The sequence below is a fragment of the Novosphingobium sp. genome (assembly GCF_031424035.1).
In the GTDB taxonomy this organism is placed as follows: domain Bacteria; phylum Pseudomonadota; class Alphaproteobacteria; order Sphingomonadales; family Sphingomonadaceae; genus Novosphingobium.
This window is the reverse complement of the sequence record NZ_JANPGP010000101.1, coordinates 1-24,251: the sequence shown is the minus strand read 5'-3', so window position 1 is coordinate 24,251 and position 24,251 is coordinate 1. Positions and strand designations below refer to the sequence as shown.

At 62.7% G+C, this 24,251-nt stretch carries 24 protein-coding genes; 15 read left to right on the top strand and 9 right to left on the bottom strand.

Annotated features, from left to right (window positions below; translation table 11 throughout):
- Window positions 1–23 precede the first annotated feature (23 nt).
- The 4 genes from RMO89_RS14100 to lepB are packed head-to-tail and all read right to left on the bottom strand — an operon-like array spanning window position 24 to window position 3,320.
- A complete protein-coding gene (locus RMO89_RS14100) occupies window positions 24–872 on the bottom strand; it encodes an SGNH/GDSL hydrolase family protein (protein ID WP_310533874.1) in 849 nt (282 codons plus the stop codon).
- Window positions 869–1,810 (bottom strand): GTPase Era, encoded by a 942-nt coding sequence (gene era, locus RMO89_RS14095; RefSeq protein ID WP_310533873.1) that lies wholly within the window; start codon window positions 1,808–1,810, stop codon window positions 869–871. The genes RMO89_RS14100 and era overlap by 4 nt, the downstream gene beginning before the upstream one ends.
- Window positions 1,807–2,487, bottom strand: coding sequence for a ribonuclease III (gene rnc / locus RMO89_RS14090; protein WP_310533872.1), 681 nt, complete (start codon window positions 2,485–2,487; stop codon window positions 1,807–1,809). Before rnc ends, era begins: the two co-directional genes overlap by 4 nt.
- Window positions 2,484–3,320 carry a signal peptidase I gene (lepB, locus tag RMO89_RS14085; protein ID WP_310533871.1) on the bottom strand — a complete coding sequence of 279 codons (837 nt, stop codon included), beginning with the start codon at window positions 3,318–3,320 and terminating at the stop codon, window positions 2,484–2,486. The genes rnc and lepB overlap by 4 nt, the downstream gene beginning before the upstream one ends.
- Before the next feature lie 155 nt (window positions 3,321–3,475).
- Between lepB and pgi the strand changes: the two genes are divergently transcribed.
- A complete protein-coding gene (gene pgi / locus RMO89_RS14080; RefSeq protein WP_310533870.1) occupies window positions 3,476–4,990 on the top strand; it encodes a glucose-6-phosphate isomerase in 1,515 nt (504 codons plus the stop codon).
- Window positions 4,991–5,001: 11 nt separating this feature from the next.
- On the opposite strand, the gene RMO89_RS14075 is transcribed toward pgi, so the two are convergent.
- Window positions 5,002–5,391 carry a hypothetical protein gene (locus tag RMO89_RS14075; RefSeq protein ID WP_310533869.1) on the bottom strand — a complete coding sequence of 130 codons (390 nt, stop codon included), beginning with the start codon at window positions 5,389–5,391 and terminating at the stop codon, window positions 5,002–5,004.
- A gap of 184 nt (window positions 5,392–5,575) precedes the next feature.
- Here RMO89_RS14075 and gorA point away from each other — a divergent pair, with 184 nt between their 5' ends.
- The 9 genes from gorA (at window position 5,576) to RMO89_RS14030 (ending at window position 16,468) form a co-directional block, all read left to right on the top strand.
- Window positions 5,576–6,922: a glutathione-disulfide reductase gene (gorA, locus tag RMO89_RS14070; protein ID WP_310533868.1), complete on the top strand. Its 1,347-nt coding sequence runs from the start codon at window positions 5,576–5,578 to the stop codon at window positions 6,920–6,922.
- Between the two features lie 124 nt (window positions 6,923–7,046).
- Window positions 7,047–8,573, top strand: a complete 1,527-nt coding sequence (locus RMO89_RS14065; protein WP_310533866.1) for an acyl-CoA carboxylase subunit beta — start codon at window positions 7,047–7,049, stop codon at window positions 8,571–8,573.
- Window positions 8,574–8,582: 9 nt separating this feature from the next.
- Window positions 8,583–8,915, top strand: a complete 333-nt coding sequence (locus RMO89_RS14060; RefSeq protein WP_310533864.1) for a hypothetical protein — start codon at window positions 8,583–8,585, stop codon at window positions 8,913–8,915.
- A 5-nt stretch (window positions 8,916–8,920) separates the two neighbouring features.
- The gene (bktB, locus tag RMO89_RS14055; RefSeq protein WP_310533862.1) at window positions 8,921–10,105 is read left to right on the top strand and encodes a beta-ketothiolase BktB; all 1,185 of its coding nucleotides are present in this window, start codon (window positions 8,921–8,923) and stop codon (window positions 10,103–10,105) included.
- Window positions 10,102–10,539: a methylmalonyl-CoA epimerase gene (gene mce / locus RMO89_RS14050; protein WP_310533860.1), complete on the top strand. Its 438-nt coding sequence runs from the start codon at window positions 10,102–10,104 to the stop codon at window positions 10,537–10,539. The genes bktB and mce overlap by 4 nt, the downstream gene beginning before the upstream one ends.
- Window positions 10,539–11,321: an enoyl-CoA hydratase-related protein gene (locus tag RMO89_RS14045; RefSeq protein ID WP_310533859.1), complete on the top strand. Its 783-nt coding sequence runs from the start codon at window positions 10,539–10,541 to the stop codon at window positions 11,319–11,321. The genes mce and RMO89_RS14045 overlap by 1 nt, the downstream gene beginning before the upstream one ends.
- Window positions 11,322–11,329: 8 nt before the next feature.
- Window positions 11,330–13,465, top strand: coding sequence for a methylmalonyl-CoA mutase (gene scpA, locus RMO89_RS14040; protein WP_310533857.1), 2,136 nt, complete (start codon window positions 11,330–11,332; stop codon window positions 13,463–13,465).
- A 199-nt stretch (window positions 13,466–13,664) separates the two neighbouring features.
- Window positions 13,665–15,686, top strand: coding sequence for an acetyl/propionyl/methylcrotonyl-CoA carboxylase subunit alpha (locus RMO89_RS14035; protein ID WP_310533855.1), 2,022 nt, complete (start codon window positions 13,665–13,667; stop codon window positions 15,684–15,686).
- Window positions 15,683–16,468 carry a thioesterase family protein gene (locus RMO89_RS14030; RefSeq protein ID WP_310533854.1) on the top strand — a complete coding sequence of 262 codons (786 nt, stop codon included), beginning with the start codon at window positions 15,683–15,685 and terminating at the stop codon, window positions 16,466–16,468. The genes RMO89_RS14035 and RMO89_RS14030 overlap by 4 nt, the downstream gene beginning before the upstream one ends.
- Here RMO89_RS14030 and aroB read toward each other — a convergent pair whose 3' ends face one another.
- Window positions 16,469–17,575, bottom strand: coding sequence for a 3-dehydroquinate synthase (gene aroB / locus RMO89_RS14025; protein WP_310533853.1), 1,107 nt, complete (start codon window positions 17,573–17,575; stop codon window positions 16,469–16,471). It abuts the gene before it with no gap.
- Complete coding sequence (locus tag RMO89_RS14020; protein WP_310533851.1) at window positions 17,566–18,144, bottom strand: shikimate kinase; 579 nt, start codon at window positions 18,142–18,144, stop codon at window positions 17,566–17,568. The genes aroB and RMO89_RS14020 overlap by 10 nt, the downstream gene beginning before the upstream one ends.
- A 60-nt stretch (window positions 18,145–18,204) precedes the next feature.
- Between RMO89_RS14020 and RMO89_RS14015 the strand changes: the two genes are divergently transcribed.
- The 5 genes from RMO89_RS14015 to RMO89_RS13995 all read left to right on the top strand — a co-directional run bounded on the left by RMO89_RS14015 (window position 18,205) and on the right by RMO89_RS13995 (window position 23,568).
- Window positions 18,205–18,351 (top strand): hypothetical protein, encoded by a 147-nt coding sequence (locus tag RMO89_RS14015; protein WP_310533887.1) that lies wholly within the window; start codon window positions 18,205–18,207, stop codon window positions 18,349–18,351.
- Window positions 18,348–20,165, top strand: coding sequence for a hypothetical protein (locus RMO89_RS14010; protein WP_310533850.1), 1,818 nt, complete (start codon window positions 18,348–18,350; stop codon window positions 20,163–20,165). Before RMO89_RS14015 ends, RMO89_RS14010 begins: the two co-directional genes overlap by 4 nt.
- Complete coding sequence (locus RMO89_RS14005; RefSeq protein ID WP_409035559.1) at window positions 20,162–21,052, top strand: tyrosine recombinase; 891 nt, start codon at window positions 20,162–20,164, stop codon at window positions 21,050–21,052. The genes RMO89_RS14010 and RMO89_RS14005 overlap by 4 nt, the downstream gene beginning before the upstream one ends.
- Before the next feature lie 9 nt (window positions 21,053–21,061).
- Window positions 21,062–22,009 (top strand): acetyl-CoA carboxylase carboxyltransferase subunit alpha, encoded by a 948-nt coding sequence (locus RMO89_RS14000; RefSeq protein ID WP_310533849.1) that lies wholly within the window; start codon window positions 21,062–21,064, stop codon window positions 22,007–22,009.
- Window positions 22,010–22,098: 89 nt separating this feature from the next.
- Complete coding sequence (locus RMO89_RS13995) at window positions 22,099–23,568, top strand: M48 family metalloprotease (RefSeq protein ID WP_310533848.1); 1,470 nt, start codon at window positions 22,099–22,101, stop codon at window positions 23,566–23,568.
- 61 nt (window positions 23,569–23,629) lie between these two features.
- On the opposite strand, the gene RMO89_RS13990 is transcribed toward RMO89_RS13995, so the two are convergent.
- Together RMO89_RS13990 and RMO89_RS13985 are read right to left on the bottom strand one after the other, a co-directional pair.
- A complete protein-coding gene (locus RMO89_RS13990; protein ID WP_310533847.1) occupies window positions 23,630–23,803 on the bottom strand; it encodes a Flp family type IVb pilin in 174 nt (57 codons plus the stop codon).
- 208 nt (window positions 23,804–24,011) lie between these two features.
- Window positions 24,012–24,185 carry a Flp family type IVb pilin gene (locus RMO89_RS13985; RefSeq protein WP_310533846.1) on the bottom strand — a complete coding sequence of 58 codons (174 nt, stop codon included), beginning with the start codon at window positions 24,183–24,185 and terminating at the stop codon, window positions 24,012–24,014.
- Window positions 24,186–24,251 lie beyond the last annotated feature (66 nt).

Sequence of the window (24,251 nt, the reverse complement as noted above, 5' to 3'; positions counted from 1 at the left end):
ATTGCCTGAACGAATTGTTCCTCTCATCGACGGACCGGCTTGCCGGTGATCATGGCTTCGAGTTCCACCGCGATGGCTGCGTGTCCAGCAGCCGTCGGGTGCCACGGTGCAGGGGCCTCTATGCCACCCGGCTTGGGCCCCACGCTCCACTTGTCCGTATCGCACATGGTGTGCCCGCGTGAGAACTGGTCGGCGGCGAGGACTTCCGCCCCTTCTGACAAGGCAGCCCGCGCCGTTACCCGGGCCAGCTGCTCGCCGATGTCGCGGGTTGCCAGAGCGCCTTCGGGCGAAAGCTGGGATGCCGCACAGGGCGCGTCGGGGATCAGCTTGACGTATTGCACAAAGACCAGCCGCGCTTTCGGCGCACGCCGGAAAACTTCGCGGGCGACGGCACGCATGCTGGCTTCCAGCTTGCCGAAATCCTCGGCTTTCGGCGGTCGCATTGCCGGACAGGGGTGTTTGACGCCTTGGAAGTTGAAGCCCTCGCCTGGCAGACAGCTCGCCGCGAACAGGTTCATCACATAGCCAACATCATTGCCGCCGATGGTGATGGTAACCAGCCGGGTATCGGCGTTCACGGCTTCGACCTGCGCGGGCAATTCGGCCCACGGGCCAAGGATATGCGCGGTGGTCGCCCCGCCGCAGGTCTGGTCATCCAGCGCAAGGCCAAGCCTGCCAGCCACCAGGGTGGCATAGTTGGACGCACTGCGCCCGCACCGCTGCGGCGTTCCCGGCTTGATACCGTTGATCCCGGTTCCGGCGGCGAAAGAGGAACCCATGGCGACGTAGCGGGCGTTGCTCGGCAAGCCTGCGGGAATGTGTGCGCAGGCGGACAGCGCCAGCGCGGAGAGAAGGGACGCAGCGATCCTCACTTAACCCACTCCAGCCCCATTTCCTCGTAGATTTCCTTGTCGTCGCCCCAGCGTTCGTCGACCTTCACGTGCAGGAACAGGTGGACTTTCTGGCCGAGGAGATTGGCCAGTTCCTTGCGCGCCGCCTCGCCGATGGATTTCAGTTTCGAGCCACCCTTCCCGAGGACAATGCCCTTCTGGCTGTCGCGAGCGATGACGATCTGCTGGTGGATTTCGACCGAGCCGTCCTTGCGCTCGGTGTAGCTTTCGGGGCGGACGATGGAGTCATAGGGCAGTTCATCGTGAAGCTGGCGGTAGAGCTGTTCGCGGGTAATCTCGCAGGCGAGCAGGCGTTCGCTGGCGTCGGAAACCTGGTCTTCGGGATAGTGCCAGGGGCTCTCGGGCATCAGCGCGGCAAGGCGTGCCTTGAGTTCGGGAACGCCGTCTCCGGTCAGCGCCGAGACGAAGAACACTTCGTCGAACTGGCCTTCGCCGGCCAGCGCCTGCGCGGAGACGAGCATCGGTTCCTTGGCGGTTTCGTCAACTTTGTTGAGCACCAGTATCTTGCGTTCCGGGCGGCCAGACAGGCTTTCAAGGATTGCTTCGAGGTAATCGAGCTTCTTCTTGCGGCCATCGACCACCAGCAGGATCGCGTCTGCTTCCTGTGCGCCTTCCCACGCGGCGGAGACCATTGCCCGGTCGAGCCGGCGGCGCGGGGCGAAGATGCCGGGCGTATCGGCCAGAATGATCTGGGTGTCGGCGGTATCGCTCTTGTCCAGTGCAATGCCCATCAGACGCGCGCGCGTGGTCTGCGCCTTGGCCGAGACGATGGCCACTTTCTGGCCGACCAGCGCATTGACCAGCGTGGACTTGCCCGCGTTGGGCGCGCCAAGGACGGCAACGAGGCCGCAGTGCTGCGCTTTGGCCGGGGTTTCGGCCTGTGTGCTGGGCTCGGTCATCCAAATTTCCTCAAGAATTCTGCGGCGGCCAGTTTTTCGGCCGCCTGCTTGCTGTTTGCTGACGCCTGCGCGGTGCCGACGTTATGGACGCGCACTTCCACCGTGAAGCGCGCGGCATGATCGGGGCCGGCGCGTTCCAGCAACTGGTATTCGGGCATCTTGCGGCGGTTGCCGGCGGCCCATTCCTGAAGTGCGGACTTCGGATGCTTCGATTGCCCGACCTTGCCGAGCACCTGATCCCCCCACAAGCGCCGGACAAGCGCAGACATCGCCGGAAATCCGTGGGTGACAAAGCCCGCGCCGAGCAGCGCCTCCATGACGTCGCCAAGGATGTTGTCGCTCTCGCGCCCGCCATCGTCATGGGCTTGCTTGCCTAGCCGGATGTGATCGCCAAGCCCGATTTCGCGCGCCACTTGGGCATTGGCATCGCGGCTGACCAGCGCATTGAGCCGCTGCGACAGGCGGCCCTCATCGCCGGTGCCCAGTTCGAACAGCCATTGCGCCATGGAAAGCCCAAGGACGCGGTCGCCGAGGAATTCGAGCCGCTGGTAATGGCGGCTCTCACCTGTGCTTCCATGGGTCAGCGCCTCGAGCCACAGTCCCTCGTCACCGAGCGGCGCGCCGATCAGGGCCTCCAGAAATGCCTTTGCTTCGGCCGAAAGTCGCGGCTCGCTCAAATCCGGCCCCCGATGCGGTCCCAGCGCGCGGCGCTGAACCAGGTCCACGGCAGCAGCCATGACGAGGAACCGTCGGTTGAAAACATCATGACCTGCGCCTTGCCGACTAGGTTTTCCTGCGGGACGAAACCGATGCCGCCACCGGGCTCTGCATCGAACCGGCTGTCTTCCGAATTGTCGCGGTTGTCGCCCATCATGAAAAGCTGCCCCTCAGGGACGAGGAACACCGGTGTGTCGTCTGCCGGGAAGGTGCCCATGTCGAGCACGTAATAGCTGACGCCATTGGGCAACGTTTCCTTGAAGCGCGGATAGCGGCAGAGCGACGTGCCATCGGCGCGCTTGGCCCGGAAGGCGTCGTTGCACTGGTTATAGGGTGCGACTTCGTATTCGGCATCGGCGACGCGTTCCTTGGGGATAGCGGTGCCGTTGATATGCAGCACGCCGCCAATCATCTGGATCTGGTCGCCCGGCAGGCCGATCACCCGCTTGATGTAATCAACATCGTTACCCGGGGGAGCCTTGAATATGGCCACGTCGCCGCGTTCGGGCTGGCTGGCCAGCACGCGGGGAATCAGCGGGAGGCTGAGCGGCAGCGAGTACTTCGAATAGCCGTATGACCACTTGCTGGCGAGCAGGTAGTCCCCCTTTTCAAGGCGCGGCAACATCGATTCACTCGGGATGTTGAACGGCGACAGGATGAAGCTGCGGAACACAATGACGATGACGAACAGCTTCAGCAGGAAGACGGGATAGCTGTCTTCCTTCTTCGCCAGCTTGCCCGGAACGGCTTCAGCGGGCGGCGTGGCAACGCTGTCGATAGGTTCGGTGGTCATGTTTTCCCGTTCTTAACTGTATTAATCATGCAATACACCATGCGCCTTGTTTCCCTGTATCGGAGATGAATGACACCGCAAAGGGCGCTCTCCGGGTTGGCAGGGCGGCTTGCGGGCGGCATAGGGCAGGGCGTGCAAAGTGAAAAGGGCCAGTAATGAACGAAGCGGAAACCCGGGTATGGAATGCGCTGGAAAACTTGCCGCGCCCCAGCCTTGCGAAGTTGTTTGCCGATGACGGCCGGGTAGACCGTTATTCCAAGGCGCTGGACCTGCCGGGCGGTACGATCCGGTTCGACTGGTCGAAGACTCACCTTGATGACGCCGCCGTGGCCCTGTTCGAAGAATTGGCGGCGGCCTGCGACTTTTCCGGCAAACGCATGGCGCTGTTCAGCGGCGAGGCGATCAACGTTACCGAAGGCCGCGCGGTCCAGCACACCGCCCAGCGCGGCGTGGGCGATGAGGCGGCGGTCGACGAAGCCGGTGTGCTCCACGCCCGGATGCGCGCTCTGGTCGAGGCGACCCACGGCGGCGCGCTGGGCGAAGTGAAGCACCTGATCCACATCGGCATTGGCGGTTCAGCGCTCGGCCCGGCGCTGGCGGTCGATGCCCTGACCCGCGATGGGGCGATGTGCGATGTCCATGTCGTATCGAACATCGATGGCTGCGCGCTTGAGGCGGCGTTCGCCAAGTGCGATCCGCAGGCGACGATGATCGCCATTGCCTCAAAGACCTTCACCACGATCGAGACGATGACCAACGCTGCCTCCGCGCTGGCATGGCTCGGCGAGAACGGGGTTGTCGATGCTTATGGGCGGGTGGTCGCCCTCACTGCCGCGCCGGAAAAGGCGGTCGAATGGGGCGTCGATGAAACGCGCGTGCTGCCATTTTCGGAGTCGGTCGGCGGGCGCTATTCGCTGTGGTCATCGATTGGCTTCCCGGTGGCGTTGGCGATTGGTTGGGACGAATTCGCCTCGTTCCTCGATGGTGCGGCGGAGATGGACCGTCACTTCCTGACCACCGAAGGCGCCGACAACCTGCCGCTGCGCGCCGCCTATGGCGACTTGCTCTATACGCGGCTGCGCGGTTGCCAGACCCGCGCGGTCTTTGCCTATGACGAGCGTTTGGCCCTGTTCCCCAGCTATCTCCAGCAGCTCGAGATGGAATCGAACGGCAAGCGCGTGCGCACCGATGGCACCCCGGTCAGCGGGCCGACCGCGCCGATCACTTGGGGCGGTGTGGGGACGGACGCGCAGCACGCGGTGTTCCAGCTGCTACATCAGGGCACGGTGCTGACCCCGGTCGATTTCATCGCTGCGATCCAGTCCGGTGACGCACTCGATCCGGCGCATCACCGTATCCTGCTGACCAACTGCTTTGCCCAAGGTGCCGCGCTTATGGCGGGACAGGACAATGCCGATTCGGCCCGCGCCTATCCCGGCGACCGCCCGAGCGCGACGATCCTGTGCGACGAGATCAACCCTGCAACGCTTGGCGCGCTGATCGCCTTCCACGAACACCGCACCTTCGCGGCCGGCGTCCTTATGGGCATCAATTCGTTCGACCAGTTCGGTGTCGAGCTTGGCAAGCAGATCGCCAAATCGATCGAGACGGGCGGGGCGAGTTTCGATGCCAGCACGACCGCCCTGCTGGAGGCTGCCGGTCTGGCCTGAATCTGGCTAAATCAGGCCATGCAGGTCAGCGTGGTCGAGACGATGCGGCTGTTCGCCTTGTACTTGGCGGCGAAGGCCTTCCAAGCGGCGTCTTGCTTGTCGCGCGGAACATTGCTGACGCCGACGTGGATGGTGACCAGCCGCTGGCCAGAGCCGCGTCCACGTCCGGATTCGCGCAGTACGGGCGAGAACGTCAGCCGGTCTGCCTTATAGCCGTGCGCAGCATACCAGCGGGCGTGGTCGGCAAAGGCTTCGCGAAACCCGGCGAGTGAGCCGCCCGGTACAATCTCGCTCACCCGCACGCGCTGCAACTTTCCAGCGGGGCAGGTGTCCGGGGCGGGGGCTGCCAGTGCCGGCGTGGAAACGGCAAGGGCCAGAGCGGCAGTGAGCATCTTGAGCATGGCATCAACTCCATCAGGGAATGTCCTGAGTTCGTGATACGTTCCGCCATTGCGCCCCGCAATCCGCCTGCAACCCAGTTAGCACCGGAATGGCGCTAACTCGCATCCGATGACAGTGATCGCGAAAAGCGGTTGGCAAGGGCTACCCGCCCGCCCCATATCGCGCCCCGCACAGGAGCACAGCATGTCAGAATTCGACTACGACCTTTTCGTCATCGGCGCAGGATCGGGCGGCGTTCGCGCCAGTCGGATTGCGGCAGGCCACGGCGCGCGCGTGGCGGTTGCCGAGGAGCACCGCATCGGCGGAACTTGCGTGATCCGTGGCTGCGTGCCCAAGAAGCTGATGGTCTATGGTTCGGACTTCGCCCACGGGCTTGAAGACGCCGCCGCCTATGGTTGGACCATCGGTGAAGCGAAGTTTGACTGGAATGTCCTGCGCGATTTCGTCGCCAGCGATGTTGACCGGCTCGAAAAGGCCTACACCTCGACGCTCGACAACAACAAGGTCGACCATTTCCATGAACGCGCGGTTGTGGCCGGTCCCAACACCGTCCGCCTTGCTTCGGGGCGCGAGATCAGCGCGAAGATCATCCTGATTGCGGTTGGCGCATGGCCAGTTCTGCCCGAATTTGAGGGCAACGAACACGCGATCACCTCGAACGAGGTGTTTGGCCTGCCGGAATTCCCGCGCCGTGTCGTTGTTCAAGGCGCGGGCTATATCGCGTTGGAATTCGCGGGAATTTTCAATTCGCTTGGCGCGGAAGTGACCGTAGTCAACCGTTCGGACCAGATCCTGCGCGGCTATGACCTGTCGCTGCGCGAGCGGCTGCTGCAGATCATGCAGGCGCGCCACATCAAGTTTCGCTTTTCCAGCCCGATCGGGAAGATCGTCAAGGAAGCGAACGGCAGCCTCATGGTCCATACCGAAGGACACGAACCGATCGCTGCCGATGCCGTGCTCGTCGCCACCGGGCGCAAGCCGAAGACCGAAGGGCTGGGGCTGGAGACCGCCGCAGTGGACCTCGGCCCGCTCGGTGAAGTGCTGGTCGATGACTACAACCAGACCTCGTGCCCCTCGATCTACGCGGTGGGCGATGTGACCAACCGCGTGCAGCTTACCCCCATCGCCATTCGCGAGGGGCATGCGTTTGCTGATACCGTTTTCGGCAACACCCCGCGCACCACGGCCTATGACTGCATCCCCAATGCCGTGTTCTCACAGCCGCCGCTCGCGGGAGTCGGCCTTACCGAGGAGCAGGCGCGGGCGCAGCTGGCCAATGTGAAGGTCTTCACCTCCGACTTCCGCCCGATGAAGAACATGTTCGCCACCGTGCCGGAGCGCGGGCTTTACAAGCTGGTCGTTGATGCAGACACCGACAAGGTTGTCGGCGTTCACATGATCGCGCCCGAAGCGCCTGAAGTGCTGCAAGCCGCAGCAATTGCAGTCAAGGCGGGGCTGACCAAGGCCGATTTCGATGCGACCGTTGCGCTCCACCCGTCGATGGCGGAAGAACTTGTCCTGATGCGTTGACCTCAGAGCAACAAACAGTCCCGCGATATGTGTTTAACCGATCGCTTAAATCGGTTGACGAGTCTCGCGCAAAGTGTCTTAGCGGCCTGACCGATTCCGCATTTGCGAAGGGGTCTAAAACCGCATGTCCGCGAATATTGCCGAAATGGAAAGCCGCCGTGATGCGGCCAGGATGGGAGGCGGCCAGCGCCGCATCGACGCGCAGCACGCCAAGGGCAAGCTGACCGCGCGCGAAAGGCTGCTGATCCTGCTTGATGAAGGCTCGTTCGAAGAGCTGGACATGTATGTCGAGCACAACTGCGTCGACTTCGGCATGCCGCAAAATGTCATACCGGGTGACGGTGTCGTCACCGGCAGCGGCACGATTAACGGCCGCCTCGTCTATGTCTTCAGTCAGGACTTCACCGTCTTTGGCGGGGCCGTGTCCGAACGCCATGCGATGAAGATCTGCAAGGTGATGGACAACGCCATGAAGGTCGGCGCGCCGGTCATCGGCATCAACGATTCCGGCGGCGCGCGCATTCAGGAAGGCGTGGCTTCGCTCGGCGGTTATGCCGAGATTTTCCAGCGCAATGTCACGGCTTCGGGCGTCGTCCCGCAGCTCAGCCTGATCATGGGGCCTTGCGCGGGCGGCGCGGTCTATTCGCCCGCCATGACCGACTTCATCTTCATGGTGAAGGACAGCTCCTACATGTTTGTCACCGGGCCGGACGTGGTGAAGACCGTGACCAACGAGATCGTCACGCAGGAAGAACTGGGCGGCGCGATCACGCACACGACCAAGACCTCGGTCGCCGACCTCGCTCTGGAAAACGACGTCGAGGCGCTGCTCGCTGCGCGCGATTTCTTCGATTACCTGCCGCTCAACAACCGCGAGGACGTTCCCCAGCGGCCCAATTCCGACCCGTGGGACCGCCGAGAGGACAGCCTCGACACGCTGATCCCGGCGAACGCCAACCAGCCCTATGACATGCACGAAGTGGTGCGGAAGGTGCTCGACGAGGGCGACTTCTTCGAAATCCAGCCGATGCATGCGGGCAATATTCTGTGCGGTTTCGGACGGATCGAGGGCAAGACCGTGGGTGTGGTCGCCAACCAGCCGATGGTCCTCGCCGGTTGCCTCGACATCAACTCGTCGAAGAAGGCTGCGCGGTTTGTGCGGTTCTGCGATGCCTTCAACATTCCGATCGTCACTTTCGTCGACGTTCCGGGCTTCCTGCCCGGCACCTCGCAGGAGATGGGCGGTATCATCAAGCACGGCGCGAAACTGCTGTTTGCCTATGCCGAGGCAACCGTGCCGAAGATCACCGTGATCACCCGCAAGGCCTATGGCGGTGCCTATGACGTTATGGCGTCAAAGCACCTGCGCGGCGATCTCAACTACGCCTGGCCGACCGCCGAAATCGCCGTGATGGGCGCCAAGGGCGCGGTGGAAATCATCTTCCGCGGGCTCGACGCCGCCGGCATCGCCGAAAAGACCAAGGAATACGAAGACCGGTTCGCCAACCCCTTCGTGGCGGCAAGCAAGGGCTTCATCGACGAGGTGATCTATCCGCACTCCACCCGCCGCCGCATCGCGCTGGGCCTGAGGAAGCTGAAGAACAAGCACCTCGAGAATCCGTGGAAGAAGCACGATAATATTCCGTTGTGAGGTGAAGACGTGGACGCCAAGCTCAAACTTGCAAAATTCGCGATAGCGCTAGGAGTTTTGGGTTTCATTTCAAGCTGGCTGATTTCGCTGCATATCGGTTCGAAAGTGTTCTCTGACCCATCCTACGCGTCGAAATCTGCAATCAGGACCGAACTGATCTCGGTCAAAGGAAAAGGATATTTCGTCGAAACAAATGACGCGAAGCTCTACCGATATTCGCAGTTCTATATGTTGGCGTTGGGCATCGCCTTGATTGGCGGAGCTTACGTTCAGAAACGAGAACGAGCCGAGAAGAGAACAAAATTCGAGTCAAGGCGCAAATCATCTGAATTAGGAAACTGAAGCAAATGAACGACATCTACATCGTCAGCGGCGCACGCACAGCAATTGGTGACTTCGGCGGCACGCTCAAGGGCTTCATGCCGAACGAGCTGGGCGCGATTGTCGTTTCCGAGGCGCTGAAGCGCTCGGGCGTGGCGCCCTCGGACGTGCAGCACGTCGTTATCGGGCAGGTCATGCCGTCGAGCGCGCGTGACGAGATGCTCAGCCGCGCGATTGCGCTCAAGGCCGATATTCCGCTTCACGTTCCCGCGCTGACGCTCAACCGTCTCTGCGGTTCGGGCGTCGAGGCGATCGTCAATGCTGCGCGCCTGATGATGACCGGCGAGGCCTCGATCACCGTCGCTGGCGGTGCGGAATCGATGACCAACGTGCCTTACCACGATCACGGCGTGCGCTGGGGCCGCAAGATGGGTGACAACCCGGTTGAGGACGCGCTGACGGTTGGCCTGCAGGATGCGCTCGGCGGCTATCACATGGGCATCACGGCGGAAAACGTCGCCGCGCGCCACTGCATCAGCCGCGAGGACATGGACGCGGTGGCCGTGACCAGCCACCAGCGCGCCGCCCGCGCCATCGCTGAGGGCCGGTTCAAGGAACAGATCGTCCCCGTCGAAGTGAAGACCCGCAAGGGCGTGGTCGCCTTTGACACCGATGAACACGTGAAGGCCGATACCAGCATGGAAACGCTGGCCGCCATGCGTCCGGCTTTCAAGAAGGACGGCACCGTTACCGCAGCCAATGCCTCGGGCATCAATGATGGCGCTGCCGCCGTGGTTTTGGCGACCGGCGCGGAAGTCGAAAAGCGCGGGCTGAAGCCGCTGGCGAAGATCATCGCCTGGGGCCACGCCGGGGTCGAGCCCGATCACATGGGCGAAGGCCCGATCAAGGCCGTACCGATCGCGCTGGAACGCGCCGGTCTCAGCCTTGATCAGATGGACGTGATCGAAAGCAACGAGGCCTTCGCCGCGCAGGCTGCTGCGGTGGCCAAGGAGCTTGGTTTTGATCCGGAAAAGGTCAATCCCAACGGCTCGGGCGTCGGCCTTGGCCATCCCGTTGGCGCTACCGGCTGCATCCTGACCATCAAGTGCGCTTACGAACTGAAGCGCATTGAGGGCCGCTATGGCTTGATCACGATGTGCATCGGCGGCGGGCAGGGCATTGCCCTGATCATTGAAAGGGTTGCCGCATGAAATTGGGCCGGATGAACCACATCGGCGTTGCCACGCCCGATCTCGATGCCTCGATCGCGTTTTACCGCGATGTCATGGGCGCGACAGACATCACCGAACCGTTCGTGCTGGAATCGCAGCAGGTCCGCGTCTGCTTCGTAAACACGCCGACCGACAGCGGCATGAACGGCACGCAGGTCGAATTGCTCCAGCCGACTTCGCCCGACAGCACGGTGGGCAAGTGGCTTGAGAAGAACCCGCTTGGCGGCCAGCATCACCTCTGCTTTGAAGTGCCCGATATCCACGTTGCCAAGGCTGAGTTTGAGGCTCTGGGCAAGCGTGTGCTGGGCGAACCGCGCGTCGGCGCGCATGGCACGATGATCTTCTTCGTCCACCCCAAGGACATGGGCGGCATCCTCACCGAGATCATGGAAACCCCGAAGGGAGCGCATTGATGACCTTCTCGAAGATCACCCTCGAACGCCACGGCGCCGTTGCGGTTCTGACGCTCAATGACCCGGCCACGCGAAATTCGCTGTCGTGGGATCTGTGCCGGGATATGGGCCAAGCGCTCGACCAGCTTGGCGATGCGCGGGCGCTGGTGATCACGGGGGCGGGCAAGGGCTTTTGCTCGGGCGGCAACATGGCCTCGGAAACGCCCGAAGGCATGGGCTTTGGCGACATGATCGCCAAGGGCCTCGAAGATGCGGTGAACCCGATGTTGCGCAAGCTGGCGGGTCTGAAAATCCCGGTGGTTGCAGCGGTCAACGGAGCAGCAGCCGGTGCTGGCGCGCCGCTCGCGCTTCACGCCGATTTCGTGATCGCCGGTGAGAGCGCGTTTTTCTACTTCGCATTCGCAAATGTCGGTTTGGCACTCGATGCCGGGGCAAGCTGGATCCTGCCGCGCCTGGTCGGCCTCGCCCGCGCCAACGAAGCACTGATGCTGGTGGAGCGCATCCCGGCGGCCAAGGCGCTCGACTGGGGCATGATCTACAAGGTCGTGGCGGACGAGGCCTTGCTGGCCGAAGCCATGGCGCTGGCCACCCGCCTCGCGGCAGGCCCGACCGTATCTTACGGCCAGATCCGGCAAGCGCTGCAGTTTGCCGCCAGTTCGACGTACGAAAACGCACTGCGCACCGAGGAAGATGCCCAGCGCACCTCGGGCAATGCCAAGGATTGTGCGGAGGCCGTGCAGGCTTTCCTGGAAAAAAGGCCCCCGGTATTCCGGGGCGAATGAGGACTATCATGGCGAAAATCGAAGACTGGCAGGCAGCCGCCGCGAAAGAGGTCAAGGGCCCAGAACGTTTTAGGGACCTGACCTGGAACACGCCAGAAGGCTTTGCGATCAAGCCGCTCTATACGGCGGAAGACGCTGGCGATCCGGGCCTTCCGGGTTTCGCGCCGTTCACTCGCGGTGTGCGCGCATCGATGTATGCCGGACGCCCCTGGACGATCCGCCAGTACGCCGGTTTCTCCACCGCCGAGGAATCGAACGCCTTCTACCGCCGCAATCTCGCGGCCGGGCAGAAGGGCCTTTCGGTCGCCTTCGATCTGGCCACGCATCGCGGTTATGACTCGGACCACCCGCGCGTTGTCGGCGATGTGGGCAAGGCCGGCGTGGCGATCGATTCCGTCGAGGACATGAAGATCCTGTTCGACGGTATTCCGCTTGATCAGATGTCGGTTTCAATGACGATGAACGGCGCGGTGATCCCGATCCTCGCCTTCTTCATCGTTGCGGGACAGGAGCAGGGCGTCGCCACCGAACTGCTCGACGGGACCATCCAGAACGACATCCTCAAGGAGTTCATGGTCCGCAATACCTATATCTATCCGCCCGAACCTTCGATGCGGATCGTATCGGACATCATCGCCTATACCTCGGCCAACATGCCGAAATTCAACTCGATTTCGATCTCCGGCTACCACATGCACGAAGCCGGGGCGACCGCGGTGCAGGAACTGGCCTTCACCATTGCCGACGGCAAGGAATACGTGAAGCGCGCGGTGGAATCGGGTCTCGATATCGATGCCTTCGCCGGCCGCCTGAGCTTCTTCTTCGGCATTGGCATGAACTTCTTCATGGAAGTGTCCAAGCTGCGCGCCGCACGCACGCTGTGGCACCGCGTGATGGACGGCCTCGGCGCCAAGAGCGAACGCTCGAAAATGCTGCGCACCCACTGCCAGACCTCGGGCGTCAGCCTGCAGGAACAGGATCCCTACAACAACGTCATCCGCACCACCGTTGAAGCCATGGCGGCGGTGCTCGGCGGCACCCAGTCGCTGCACACCAACGCGCTCGATGAAGCGATCGCGCTGCCGACCGATTTCTCGGCCCGCATCGCCCGCAACACGCAGATCGTGCTGACCGAGGAAACCGGCATCACCAAGGTCGTCGATCCGCTTGGCGGCTCGTACTACATCGAGGCGCTGACCCAGCAGCTGGTCGACGATGCCTGGAAGCTGATCGAGGAAGTCGACGGCATCGGGGGCATGACGAAGGCGGTCGCCACGGGCATGCCGAAGCAGCGCATCGAAGAGGCCGCCGCCGCACGTCAGGCCCGCGTCGACAAGGGCGAGGACGTCATCGTCGGCGTCAACAAGTACCGGCTGGCCGAGGAAGCGCACCTCGATACGCTCGATATTGACAACCACGCGGTGCGTGAATCGCAGATCGTCCGCCTGCAGAAGATGCGCGCCAGCCGTGACGAGGCCAAGTGCCGCGCGGCGCTGGAAGCCCTGACCGAAGGCGCGAAGGATGGGGGCAACCTGCTCGCACTCGCCGTGGAAGCCGCCCGCCACCGTGCCTCGCTCGGCGAAATTTCCGACGCGATGGAAGCGGAGTTTGGCCGCTATGGCACGCAGCCGGTTCCCGTGACGGGCATCTATGGCAAGGCCTATGCCGATGACAGCCGCTATGCCCAGGTGATCGAAGGCGTCGAAGCCGTCACCCGCCGCCTCGGCCGCGCACCGCGTTTGCTGGTTGCGAAAATGGGCCAGGACGGCCACGATCGCGGTGCCAACGTGATCGCCTCGGCCTTCACCGACATGGGCTTCGCGGTGACTTCGGGTCCGCTGTTCCAGACCCCGGAAGAGGCCTGCAAACTCGCTCTCGACAACGATGTCGATGCCGTCGGCGCAAGCTCGCTCGCTGCGGGTCACAAGACGCTGATCCCTGAACTGATCGGCCACCTCAAGGCTGCGGGCCGCCCCGACATCAAGGTCGTCGCGGGCGGCGTGATCCCGCCGCAGGACTACGACTACCTGCGTGAGGCGGGCGTCCAAGGCATCTACGGACCCGGTTCGAACGTCGTCGAATGCGCGGCGGACATGCTGGTCCTGCTGGGCCACAACATGCCGCCTTTGGATGCGGCGGGGTGAGAGAGCTAGGCTGCCTTTTAAGTGGCATTGTCGTGCTGGCAATTGCGGCGGTTTGCTTCGGGTACATATTGGGCTCGGGCAAATACTACGATGATCACCAAAGGCAGCTTTTCGGGGTTGTAAGTTTCGCCGCTGTTTCGCTTGTCGGGCTCCTCGTCCTCAAGCGACTGTTTCGACGATTTGATAGTCAGGATCAGTGATGTTCAAGAAAATCCTCATCGCCAACCGTGGTGAAATCGCCTGCCGTGTCATCAAGACGGCGCGACGCATGGGTATCCAGACGGTCGCGGTCTATTCCGACGCCGATGCCCGCGCGCCGTTCGTCAAGATGGCGGACGAGGCGGTGCATATCGGACCCTCGCCGGCGTCCGAAAGCTACCTGATCGCGGACAAGATCATCGCGGCGGCCAAGCAGACCGGCGCTGATGCGGTTCATCCCGGTTACGGCTTCCTCTCGGAACGCACCTCGTTTGCCGAGGCCTTGGCCAAGGAAGGCATCGAGTTCATCGGGCCCCCGGTGAACGCGATTGCCGCAATGGGCGACAAGATCGAGTCCAAGAAGCTGGCCCTAAAGGCCGGCGTCAATGTCGTTCCCGGCTTCGTCGGCGAGATCGAAGATACCGAGCATGCTGTGCGCATCTCGGACGAGATCGGCTATCCGGTGATGATGAAGGCTTCGGCCGGCGGCGGCGGTAAGGGTATGCGCCTTGCCTACAACGAAAAGGACGTGCGCGAGGGCTTCGAGGCGACCAAGCGCGAAGGCCTGAATTCGTTCGGCGATGACCGCGTTTTCATCGAGAAGTTCATTCTCAACCCGCGCCACATCGAAATCCAGATCCTCGGCGACAAGCACGGCAACGTTTTGTATCTAAACGAGCGCGAATGCAGCATCCAGCGCCGCCACCAGAAAGTGGTCGAGGAAGCGCCTTCGCCTTTCGTCACCGAAAAGATGCGCAAGGCCATGGGCGAACAGTGCGTCGCGCTGTCAAAGGCCGTGGGCTATTACAGTGCCGGCACGGTGGAACTGATCGTCTCGGGAGCGGACCCGAGCGGCGAGAGCTTCTACTTCCTCGAAATGAACACCCGCCTGCAGGTGGAGCACCCGGTTACCGAGTGCATCACCGGGGTCGATCTGGTCGAACAGATGATCCGCGTTGCTGCTGGTGAGGAACTGGCCTTCACGCAGGACGATGTGAAGATCGACGGCTGGGCGATCGAAAACCGCGTCTATGCCGAAGACCCCTATCGCGGATTCCTGCCTTCGACGGGCCGGCTCGTGCGCTACAATCCGCCGGTCGAAGGCTGGACGGACGACGGCGCGGAAAATGGCCGCCGGGGTGTTGACGGCATCCGCGTGGACGACGGCGTCTATGAAGGCGGCGAAGTCTCGATGTTCTATGACCCGATGATCGCCAAGCTGATCACCTGGGGCGAAACCCGCGACGAAGCGGCGGACAAGCAGATTGCCGCGCTCGACGCTTTCGAGATCGAGGGGCTGGGCCACAACATCGATTTCGTCTCGGCCATCATGCAGCATCCGCGCTTCCGCTCGGGCGAACTGACCACCGGCTTCATTGCCGAGGAATATCCGGACGGCTTTACCGGAGCGGCCAGCTCGGACGAGCTGAAGGTGCAGCTTTCCGCAATCGCCGGTTTCATCGCCTCTGCCGATGCCGACCGTGCGCGCCGGATTGACGGCCAGCTGGGCGATACCCTGCCGCCGCCGCACAAGTGGCAGATCGTGGTCGATGGCGCTGCCCACAAGGTGAAGATCGGCCACAAGTCGATCAAGGTCGATGGCGAGAAGATCGACCTGAGCCTGGCTTACACGCCGGGCGACCGCTTTGTTGAAGCCGAGATCGGCGATGGCGTACTGGGCGTGAAGCTCGCCCGCACACGCGCAGGCTGGAAGATGACGACGCGCGGCCGCATCCACGCCGTTCGCGTGCTGCCGCAGCATGTGGCGCATCTGGCTGATCACATGATCGAAAAGGTCCCGCCCGATCTTTCGCGGTTCCTGATCTGCCCGATGCCGGGCCTGCTGGTGTCGCTCAATGTTCAGGAAGGCGACAAGGTCGAGGCTGGCCAGCCGCTCGCCGTGGTCGAAGCCATGAAGATGGAAAATATTCTGCGCGCTGAAAAGTCGGCCACGGTCAAGAAGGTCAATGCCAAGGCGGGCGAAAGCCTGGCGGTGGATGCGATCATTCTGGAGCTTGAATGAGCTTTGCCGCGCTGATTGACGGCGCGGAACAGCGCGAACACGGCTTTGCGCTGACCGTTCCGGACACGTGGTTGCAGGGTCGCACGGCCTACGGGGGATTTTCCGCCGCGCTGGCGCTGACTGCCGCGATGCGCCTAGGCGGGGAAGACCTGCCGCCGCTTCGCTCGGCCTCGGTCAACTTTGTCGGGCCGGCGAGCGGACTGGCTGAAGTCAGCGTTCGCATGCTGCGCAAAGGCAAGAACGCCACGTGGATCGGTGCTGAAGTTTCATGCGGCGGGGCCTGCACTCTGACCGCGACGTTTGTTTTCATGGGGCCGGTGGATTCGGCCGTGCATCTCAATCGGCAGATTGCCCCCGTCGGTTTGATCGCCGCAGACGATAGTCGCATCTTCGAACCGCATCCGCATATGCCGGTGTTCCTGCGCAGCAATTTCGAGGTCCGCTTTGCCCTGCCCAAAGCCGAGGGCAAGAGCGCGGAAATCTGTTGGTGGGTGCGGTCAAAGGATCGCGCAATTCTCGATCCGATGGTTGAGGTCATGCTAGTCGCCGATGCCTTGCCGCCGGGAATCCTGCCGCTGCTCACGCCGGCAACCCCGGTCAGTTCGATGACATGGATCGCCAACCTGCTGACCCCGGCGCCGGTAACGCGCGATGGCTGGTGGCTGCTGCGATCGAACGCCGACTATTCAGAACGCGGCTGCTCCAGCCAGCACATGGGCCTATGGAACGCCGATGGCGAGCCAGTGGTTTCCGGTATGCAATCGGTGGCTGTATTCGGCTGATCAGGACGCAAGTTCCGCATCGAGGAACTGCGCAACGTCGGCCAGTTCCACATCCTTCGCCAGAAATGCCGCGCCGATACCGCGCATCAGGACGAAGGGCAGGGTGCCCGCGTCCATCTTCTTGTCGTGCAGCATGTGCTGGACCAACGTTTCGCCCGCGCAATTGAGGCCTAGCGCAGACAATCGGTGCGGCAGGTCGGTCGCGGCGAAATGGGCTGAAACGCGATCAACCTCAGCAGCCGCCATCAGGCCGCGCCGCGCCGAATAGCGCGCCGCCAGAACCATGCCCATGGCAACGCCCTCGCCGTGAAGCAGGCGGTCTGAAAAGCCGGTCTGCGCCTCAAGCGCGTGGCCGAAGGTGTGACCAAGGTTGAGCAAAGCCCGCGCGCCGGTCGTCTCGCGCTCGTCCTCCGCCACAACGCGCGCCTTGGCCTCAACCGAGGCAGCAATGGCGGTTTCGCGGGCCTGCGCATCGCCCGCGAGCAGCGCAGTGCCATTCGCCTCGCACCAGTCAAAGAACGCTGCATCGCCCAAAAGGCCGTATTTGACGACCTCGGCATAGCCGGCGCGGACTTCGCGCGGGGGCAGGGTATCAAGCGCGTCCGGATCGGCCAGCACCAGCGAAGGCTGATGGAACGCGCCGACAAGGTTCTTGCCCGCCGCGGTGTTGATCGCCGTCTTGCCGCCAACGCTTGAATCGACCTGCGCCAGCAGTGTGGTTGGCACCTGGATAAAGTTGCAGCCGCGCTTGAGGATTGACGCAGCAAAGCCGGTCAGATCGCCAATCACGCCGCCGCCCAGCGCGATGATGTGATCGCCGCGCTCGACTTCGAGTTCGAGCAGCCAGTCGACCAGCGCCGACAGCGATTCCCATGACTTGGTCTTCTCGCCCGGCGGCAGAATGCGCCACGCGGGCCGCTTTCCGGCAGCAAGCAGCGATGCTTCGATCGCGACGCCCCATGCAGCATGAACATTGGCATCGGTAACGATCGGCACCACGGTCTTGCGCAGTCGCGTGCCGCAGGCGGCAGCGATGTCGCCCAGCAAGCCGCGCTCGACCCGGACGTCATAGGGCCGCCCCGCCAGCGAAACCGCGATCACAGCCATGCGTCGATCTCCTTCACCACTTGCGCCAGTGCGTGCGCATGCGGGACGTTGCCGCTCTTCACCCGGATCGGGGCTTCGGCATAGAATTGTTCGCGCTCCGAACGGAGCCGGGCGAGAATTTCGTGCGGATCGCCATTGCGGAGCAGAGGGCGGTTGTCTTTGCGGCCAACCCTTTCGACCAGCACATCGACATCGCTGTCGAGCCAGATGGTGATTGCCCGGTCAAGGATCAGCGCACGGGTTTCCGGGTTGCAGAAGGCGCCGCCGCCAGTAGCGATGACTTTCGGCTTTTCGCCAGCTTCGCCGATCAATCGGGCGATGACGCGCCGCTCACCGTCGCGGAAACTGGCCTCGCCATAAAGCTCGAACATGTCGCTGATCGTCATGTGCGCGGCTTCCTCGATCGCGTCGTCAGCGTCGACGAAGGCAAGGTGCAGCAGGCTCGCCAGCTTGCGGCCAATCGTCGATTTGCCGACGCCCATCATGCCGACGAGCACGATTGGCCGGTCAATCCGCTGGACCAGCGCCGAAATTTCGGCAGTTCCGGGCATGATTGCTTCATGTTCCATTGCAGGCCCGCCTATAGATGCGATAGGGACGGGCGCAAGCTTTCCGGGGAGTGGTTCGGCGTGGCGATGCTGGCAGGCAGGAATCGAATATTGGCTGTAACGGCGTTGGTGTTGCTGATTCTGGTAATCTGGGCATGGATCGACGGCGGCAAGCGAGAGCTGCGCCCGATGTCACAGGACGTCACCGTTCCGGAGCAACCCAAGTGAAACAGGCCCGTATCGCGCTTGCAGCCGCGCTGCTCGTCACTTCGGCAATAGCCATTGCACAGCAAGGCCCCGAATCACTGCTGCCGCCCGGTTTTGACAAGCCGCAGCCAAAGGCCGCTGCTCAGGCACCGGCTAGTTCCGGCGGACCGACGACGATTTCTTCGCCGGTAGTCCAGTCGATCCCGGGCCGCAGCGCGCCATCCACAGGCAGCGTCACGCTTCCTGCAGCCATCCCCTCGCTCGACCGCATCGAAAAGATGTCTCCGGAAGAGCTTGCCACACTGCTGGGCAACAAGCCGAAGTTCGACGTACCTGCGGGCGCCCGCCGTGAAATGAAGCGGCTTGGCGTTCTGGATGAGAGCGAGGGCGGCTTGCCTTCGTGGACCTTCGCCGGGCAGAACGCCTCGCTGGTGCGTGCGGTCCTTGCGGGCAACAATGGCCAGCTGGTATCGCGCTGGGGCCACATTCTGCTCCGCCGCGCTCTGGCTTCGCGGCTTGATGCGCCCAGCGGCATGACGCCCGCTGAATTCGCCGCACTGCGTGCCTCGTTGCTGGTGCGCATGGGCGAAGGCGTGGCGGCACGTGAACTGCTGCAGGACATCGACGCTGCGAATTATTCTCCGGCGCTTAGCCAGGCGGCACTCGACGCCTATGTCCAGACGGGCGATTTCACCGGTGCCTGTCCGGTCGTCACCTTCCAGGGCGGCGCGCGCAAGGACAACCAGTGGAAGGTTTTTCAGGCGATCTGCAGCGCCTATTCGGGCGAAGGCAGCCGCGCGATGACCGTGCTCGATCGCCTGACGCCCGGTAGCGGCGTGGAGCGGATCGACGTGCTGCTCGCCCAGAAGTACGCCGGTGCCGCCAACCGCGGCCAGCGCGCGGTGAAGATCGAATGGGACGGCGTCGAGGGAATGACCCCCCTGCGCTACAACCTGGCGCTCGCCGTGGGGCTGGAGCCGCCGGCAAGCCTGACCGCCTCCTCGCCTGCCTCGCTGCGCGCCAATCCGGCGAGTTCGCCTTTTGCGCCGCTCGAACTGCGCGCCTCGGCTGCCGATTTCGCCGCAGGGCAGGGCGTGCTGTCGAGCACGGCCATGGTCGACCTTTACAGCCAGGTCTTTGCGCTGGGTGGCGCGGGCGACTGGGCAAGCCGGGCGGGACAGCTGCAAGCGGCCTATCTTGCGGCGTCCGACAAGGAAAAGGTCGCGGCGATCACTGCGCTGTGGGGTGATCGCTCTGTGACCCTGCAGTTCTACTCGCGGCAGGTTCTAACCGCCTATGCCGCCGCCCGCCTGCCGGTTTCGAGCGATTTTTTAGAGGAATCACCGGGCCTGATCGCCTCGATGCTGTCCGCCGGACTTGATGAGAACGCGGTCAAATGGGGCGCAGTCGTTCCTAATGGTAGCGAGGGTTGGGCCTTGCTCGCGCTGGCTCAGGCCAACCGAACGGCCGAGGTGTCACGCGATCAGATCGATACTTTCCGCGCAGCTGATGAGAGCGAGGAGCAGGCGAAAACCCGCATGTTCATCGCCGGGCTGGCCGGTTTGCGGCGCATTTCTCAGCAAACCGGCAACGATCTCGCCAGCGACATGGGTTTCTCTCTCGCCGCTGACAGCCGCTGGGCTCAGGCGATCGACCAGGCGGCTGCCGTCAACAATCCTGGATTGGTGGCCATCCTTGCAGGGGTCGGTATGCAGGGGCCAACGTGGAGCAAGATGACCCCGCGCCATCTCTATCACATCGTCGCCGCGCTTGACCGGGTAGGCCTTCGCGCCGAGGCCCGGATGATCGCCGCCGAAGCCGTGGCGAGGGCCTGATCACGTCCGATCCGGTCGCATCCTTCCTTGCCATGCTCGCCGCCGAACGCGGCGCTGCGGTGAACACGATTGCTGCCTATCGCCGCGATCTTGAAGGGGCGGAGGAAATTGTCGGAGACGTAGCTGCTGCCAGCCCCGAAGATCTCGGAAAGTTGGGTGCTGCGTGGAGCGCGCTGGCCCCGTCCAGCCTTGCTCGCAAGTGTTCCGCGCTCCGCCAGTTCTATGCCTTCCTGCAGGACGAGGGGCTGCGCGAGGACGATCCTTCGCCGGCGCTGCCCCGGCCCCGGACACGGCGGCCTCTACCCAAGCTCCTTGGCCACGGCGATGTCGATGCCCTGTTCGCGCGGGCCGAAGCTGAGGCCGAATCAGACAAGCCTGAGGCGGTGCGGATGCTGGCGCTGCTCGAATTGTTGTACGGTTCAGGTCTGCGCGCCACCGAACTGGTATCCTTGCCGCTCAACTCCGTGCCCCGCGATGCGCCGTTCCTTCATGTGACCGGCAAGGGCGGCCAGCAACGGCTTGTACCCGTCAGCACCCGGGCAAAGCAGGCGCTGTCACGTTGGCTGGATCTGAGGGTCGACGGCGGCAAGCACCTGTTTCCCTCACGTGGTAAATCGGGCCATCTGACGCGGGTTCGGCTGTTCCAGATGCTCAAGGATCTGGCGCTACGGGCGGGTCTCGCGCCCGAAAAGGTCTCTCCGCACGTCCTGCGACATGCCTTTGCCACGCACCTGCTTGAGGGCGGGGCCGACCTGCGCGTGCTCCAGACCCTGCTGGGCCATGCCGACATTTCGACAACGCAGATCTACACTCATGTTGATGCGGCCCGGCTTGTTGCACTGGTCAATGCGCGTCATCCCCTTGCCGCGCATCGCAGCCGCGATTAGAGGCGAGCCATGGTCTCTTACCTCGAATTCGAAAAGCCGCTCGCGGCGCTTGAAGCCCGCATAGCCGAACTGCGCACATTGGCCGCCGATGGTGACGTTGACCTGGCCAGCGAGATCGCCCGGCTTGAGAAGAAAAGCGCTGCCCTGCTGGCGAGCACTTACGGAGCTTTGACGCCTTGGCAGAAGACGCAGGTCGCCCGCCATCCGATGCGGCCGCACTTTGTCGATTACGTCCGTCTGGCTTTTACCGAATTCATGCCTTTGGGCGGAGATCGCTATTTTGGCGAGGACGAGGCCATCCTTGGCGGGTTTGCCCGGCTCGATGGCCGCCGCGTCATGCTGATCGGTCATGAAAAGGGCCACGATACGGCCACCCGCATCCGCCACAACTTCGGCATGGGCAAGCCCGAGGGCTACCGCAAGGCGATTCGCCTGATGGAACTGGCCGGACGGTTCGGCCTGCCGGTCGTGACGCTGGTCGATACATCCGGCGCATTCCCGGGTGTTGAAGCCGAAGAGCGCGGTCAGGCTGAGGCCATTGCCCGCTCGACCGAAGCCTGCCTTTCCCTGCCGGTGCCCATGGTTTCGGTGATCGTGGGTGAGGGCGGTTCAGGCGGCGCTGTGGCGCTGGCCTCTGCGGAACGCGTGCTGATGCTCGAACATTCGGTTTACTCGGTGATTTCGCCCGAAGGCGCCAGCTCGATCCTGTGGCGCACGCCCGAAAAGGCGCCCGACGCGGCCGAAGCGATGAAGGTCACCGCCCAGCATCTCGAACGGCTCGGCGTGATTGACCGGATCGTTCCCGAACCTGTTGGCGGTGCCCACCGCGACCCCGCGCTTACCGCCCAGCGGCTTGCCAAGGTCATCGATGCGGAGCTTGATACACTTGCAAAAATTCCGGCAAACGATCGGATCAGGCTGCGCGAAGAGCGATTCTTGCGTATTGGTCGTTCCTGAACCGGGATCGCTTTTGCGTATGTTCGGCTGGGCGGCCTGCAACTTCCGAAAAGTTGCAGCGTTTTGCCGACTCGCAAAGGAGATACCTTATGACTGTCCGCAAGATGACCGGCCGCAAAACGCTTGTTTTCATGGCCAGCGCCGGCGCGCTCGCTTTCCTGCCGAGCCTGGCCAGCGCCCAGACTGCCCAATCGATCAGCCAATCCGACAAGGAGCAGGGCGCAAAGGCGCACCCGCAACTGGTCGAGGAATTCGGCGGCGCGGTTAGCGGTCCGCAGGCCACCTATGTGGAGGGCATTGGCAAGGATGTGGCGATCTATTCGGGCCTCAGTAACGCCCGGTCCGACTTTACCGTTACGTTGCTCAATTCGCCGGTGAACAATGCTTTCGCCATTCCCGGCGGTTACATATACGTCACCCGCGATCTCGTCGGCCTGATGAACAACGAGGCCGAACTTGCCGGCGTTCTGAGCCACGAGGTTGGCCATGTTGCCGCTCGACATTCCAACAAGCGGCAAAGTGCGGCGACGCGTAACACTGTGATCGGCGTGCTGGGATCGGTGCTTGCCGGGGCAGTGCTGGGCAATAGCGGTCTTGGAAACATCGTGCAGAAGGGCCTGATCCAAGGCTCGCAGATATTGACCCTCAAGTATTCGCGCAGCCAGGAAACCGAGGCAGACAATCTCGGCGTTGAATACCTCAAGCGTGGCGGGTACGATCCGCACGCGATGGGTACGGTGCTGCAGGCGCTGGCCAACGAAAACGCGCTCGAAGCGCGCATCCAGGGCCGGACGGCCACGCAGGTTCCGGAATGGGCTTCGACTCACCCTTCCGATGCCCCGCGCATCAAGGCTGCGCTGGCAAAGGCGGGATCGGCCACCGGCAAGACCAACCGCGATCGGTTTCTCACCGGCGTCAATGGCATGATGATGGATGACGATCCGAAACAGGGCGTGATCGAAGGCCGGCGCTTCACGCATCCCGAATTCCGCTTCAGCTTTGACGCCCCCCAGGGCTTTTACATGACGAACGGCACGCGCGCTGTTGCGATCACCGGACAGTCCGGTCAAGCTGAACTGACCAGTGCCGCATACAGCGGCAATCTCGATACCTATGTCCGCTCGGTGTTCACCGGGCTCGCGGGGCAGGGCCAGACGATTGATCCCGGTAGCATCCAGCGCACGACGGTGAACGGCATTCCGGCGGCTTACGGCGCTGCGCGAGTGAACTCATCGAGCGGGCAGGTTGATGCCGTGGTGTTCGCCTATGAATTCTCGAATTCGCAGGCTTTCCATTTCGTCGCCTTGGCCAAGTCCGGCGGCGCCCAGTCATTCGATCCGATGTTCGCTTCGATGCGGCGGATTTCAGCAACCGATGCTGCCTCTATCAAGCCGCGCAGACTTTCCGTGGTGACAGTGAGTTCCGGTGACACCTTGCAGTCGCTCTCCTCCAAGATGGCCTACAGCGATTACAAGCTTGACCGCTTCCTGGTGCTTAACGGGTTGACCTCCACATCAAAGCTGACCCCCGGCCAGAAGATCAAGCTGGTCGTGTACTGACGACGCAAAAAGGGGGCGCGGATTGCTCCGCGCCCCCTTTCGTTAGCGACCCTGATTTTTATCAGGCGTTGGTCGAAGACAGCGACGAAGAGGTCTTCGAGAAGGTCTTGTCGAGCTCGGTACCCAGCCCGCCAATTGTGGTCATGATCGCAACAGCAATCAGGGCGGCGATCAGGCCGTATTCGATGGCAGTAGCGCCGGTTTCATCCCGAAGGATCTTTGTGACGAACGACATGTGCATTCTCCATGATTTGGAGTTGATACTCGGCTCGTTCCGCTCCCCGGAAGAGTCCATGCCGTTTTCGCTCATAAGGTTAAAAGCGGACTAAAGAGATTTCCCTAACGCAATTTCATATTAATCATTGCGGACAGTGGACACTGGACAAAGAAAAGGGGCGGCAGGTAAACCTGCCGCCCCAAATCTTGTCGAACTTGACCCGCTATTAGGCGTTGGTCGAGCTCATGGCCGAAGAAGTCTTCGAGAAGGTCTTGTTCAGTTCGGTGCCGAGGCCACCGATCGTCGACATGATGGCGACGGCGATGAGAGCAGCGATCAGGCCGTATTCGATAGCGGTTGCACCAGCTTCGTCACGGAACAGGTTGTTGATGAACTTCATGATTTGGTCTCCAGTTGCAGTCTTGTTTAACCCAGCTCGTCCCGTCCCACCGGTAGAGCGCAATCA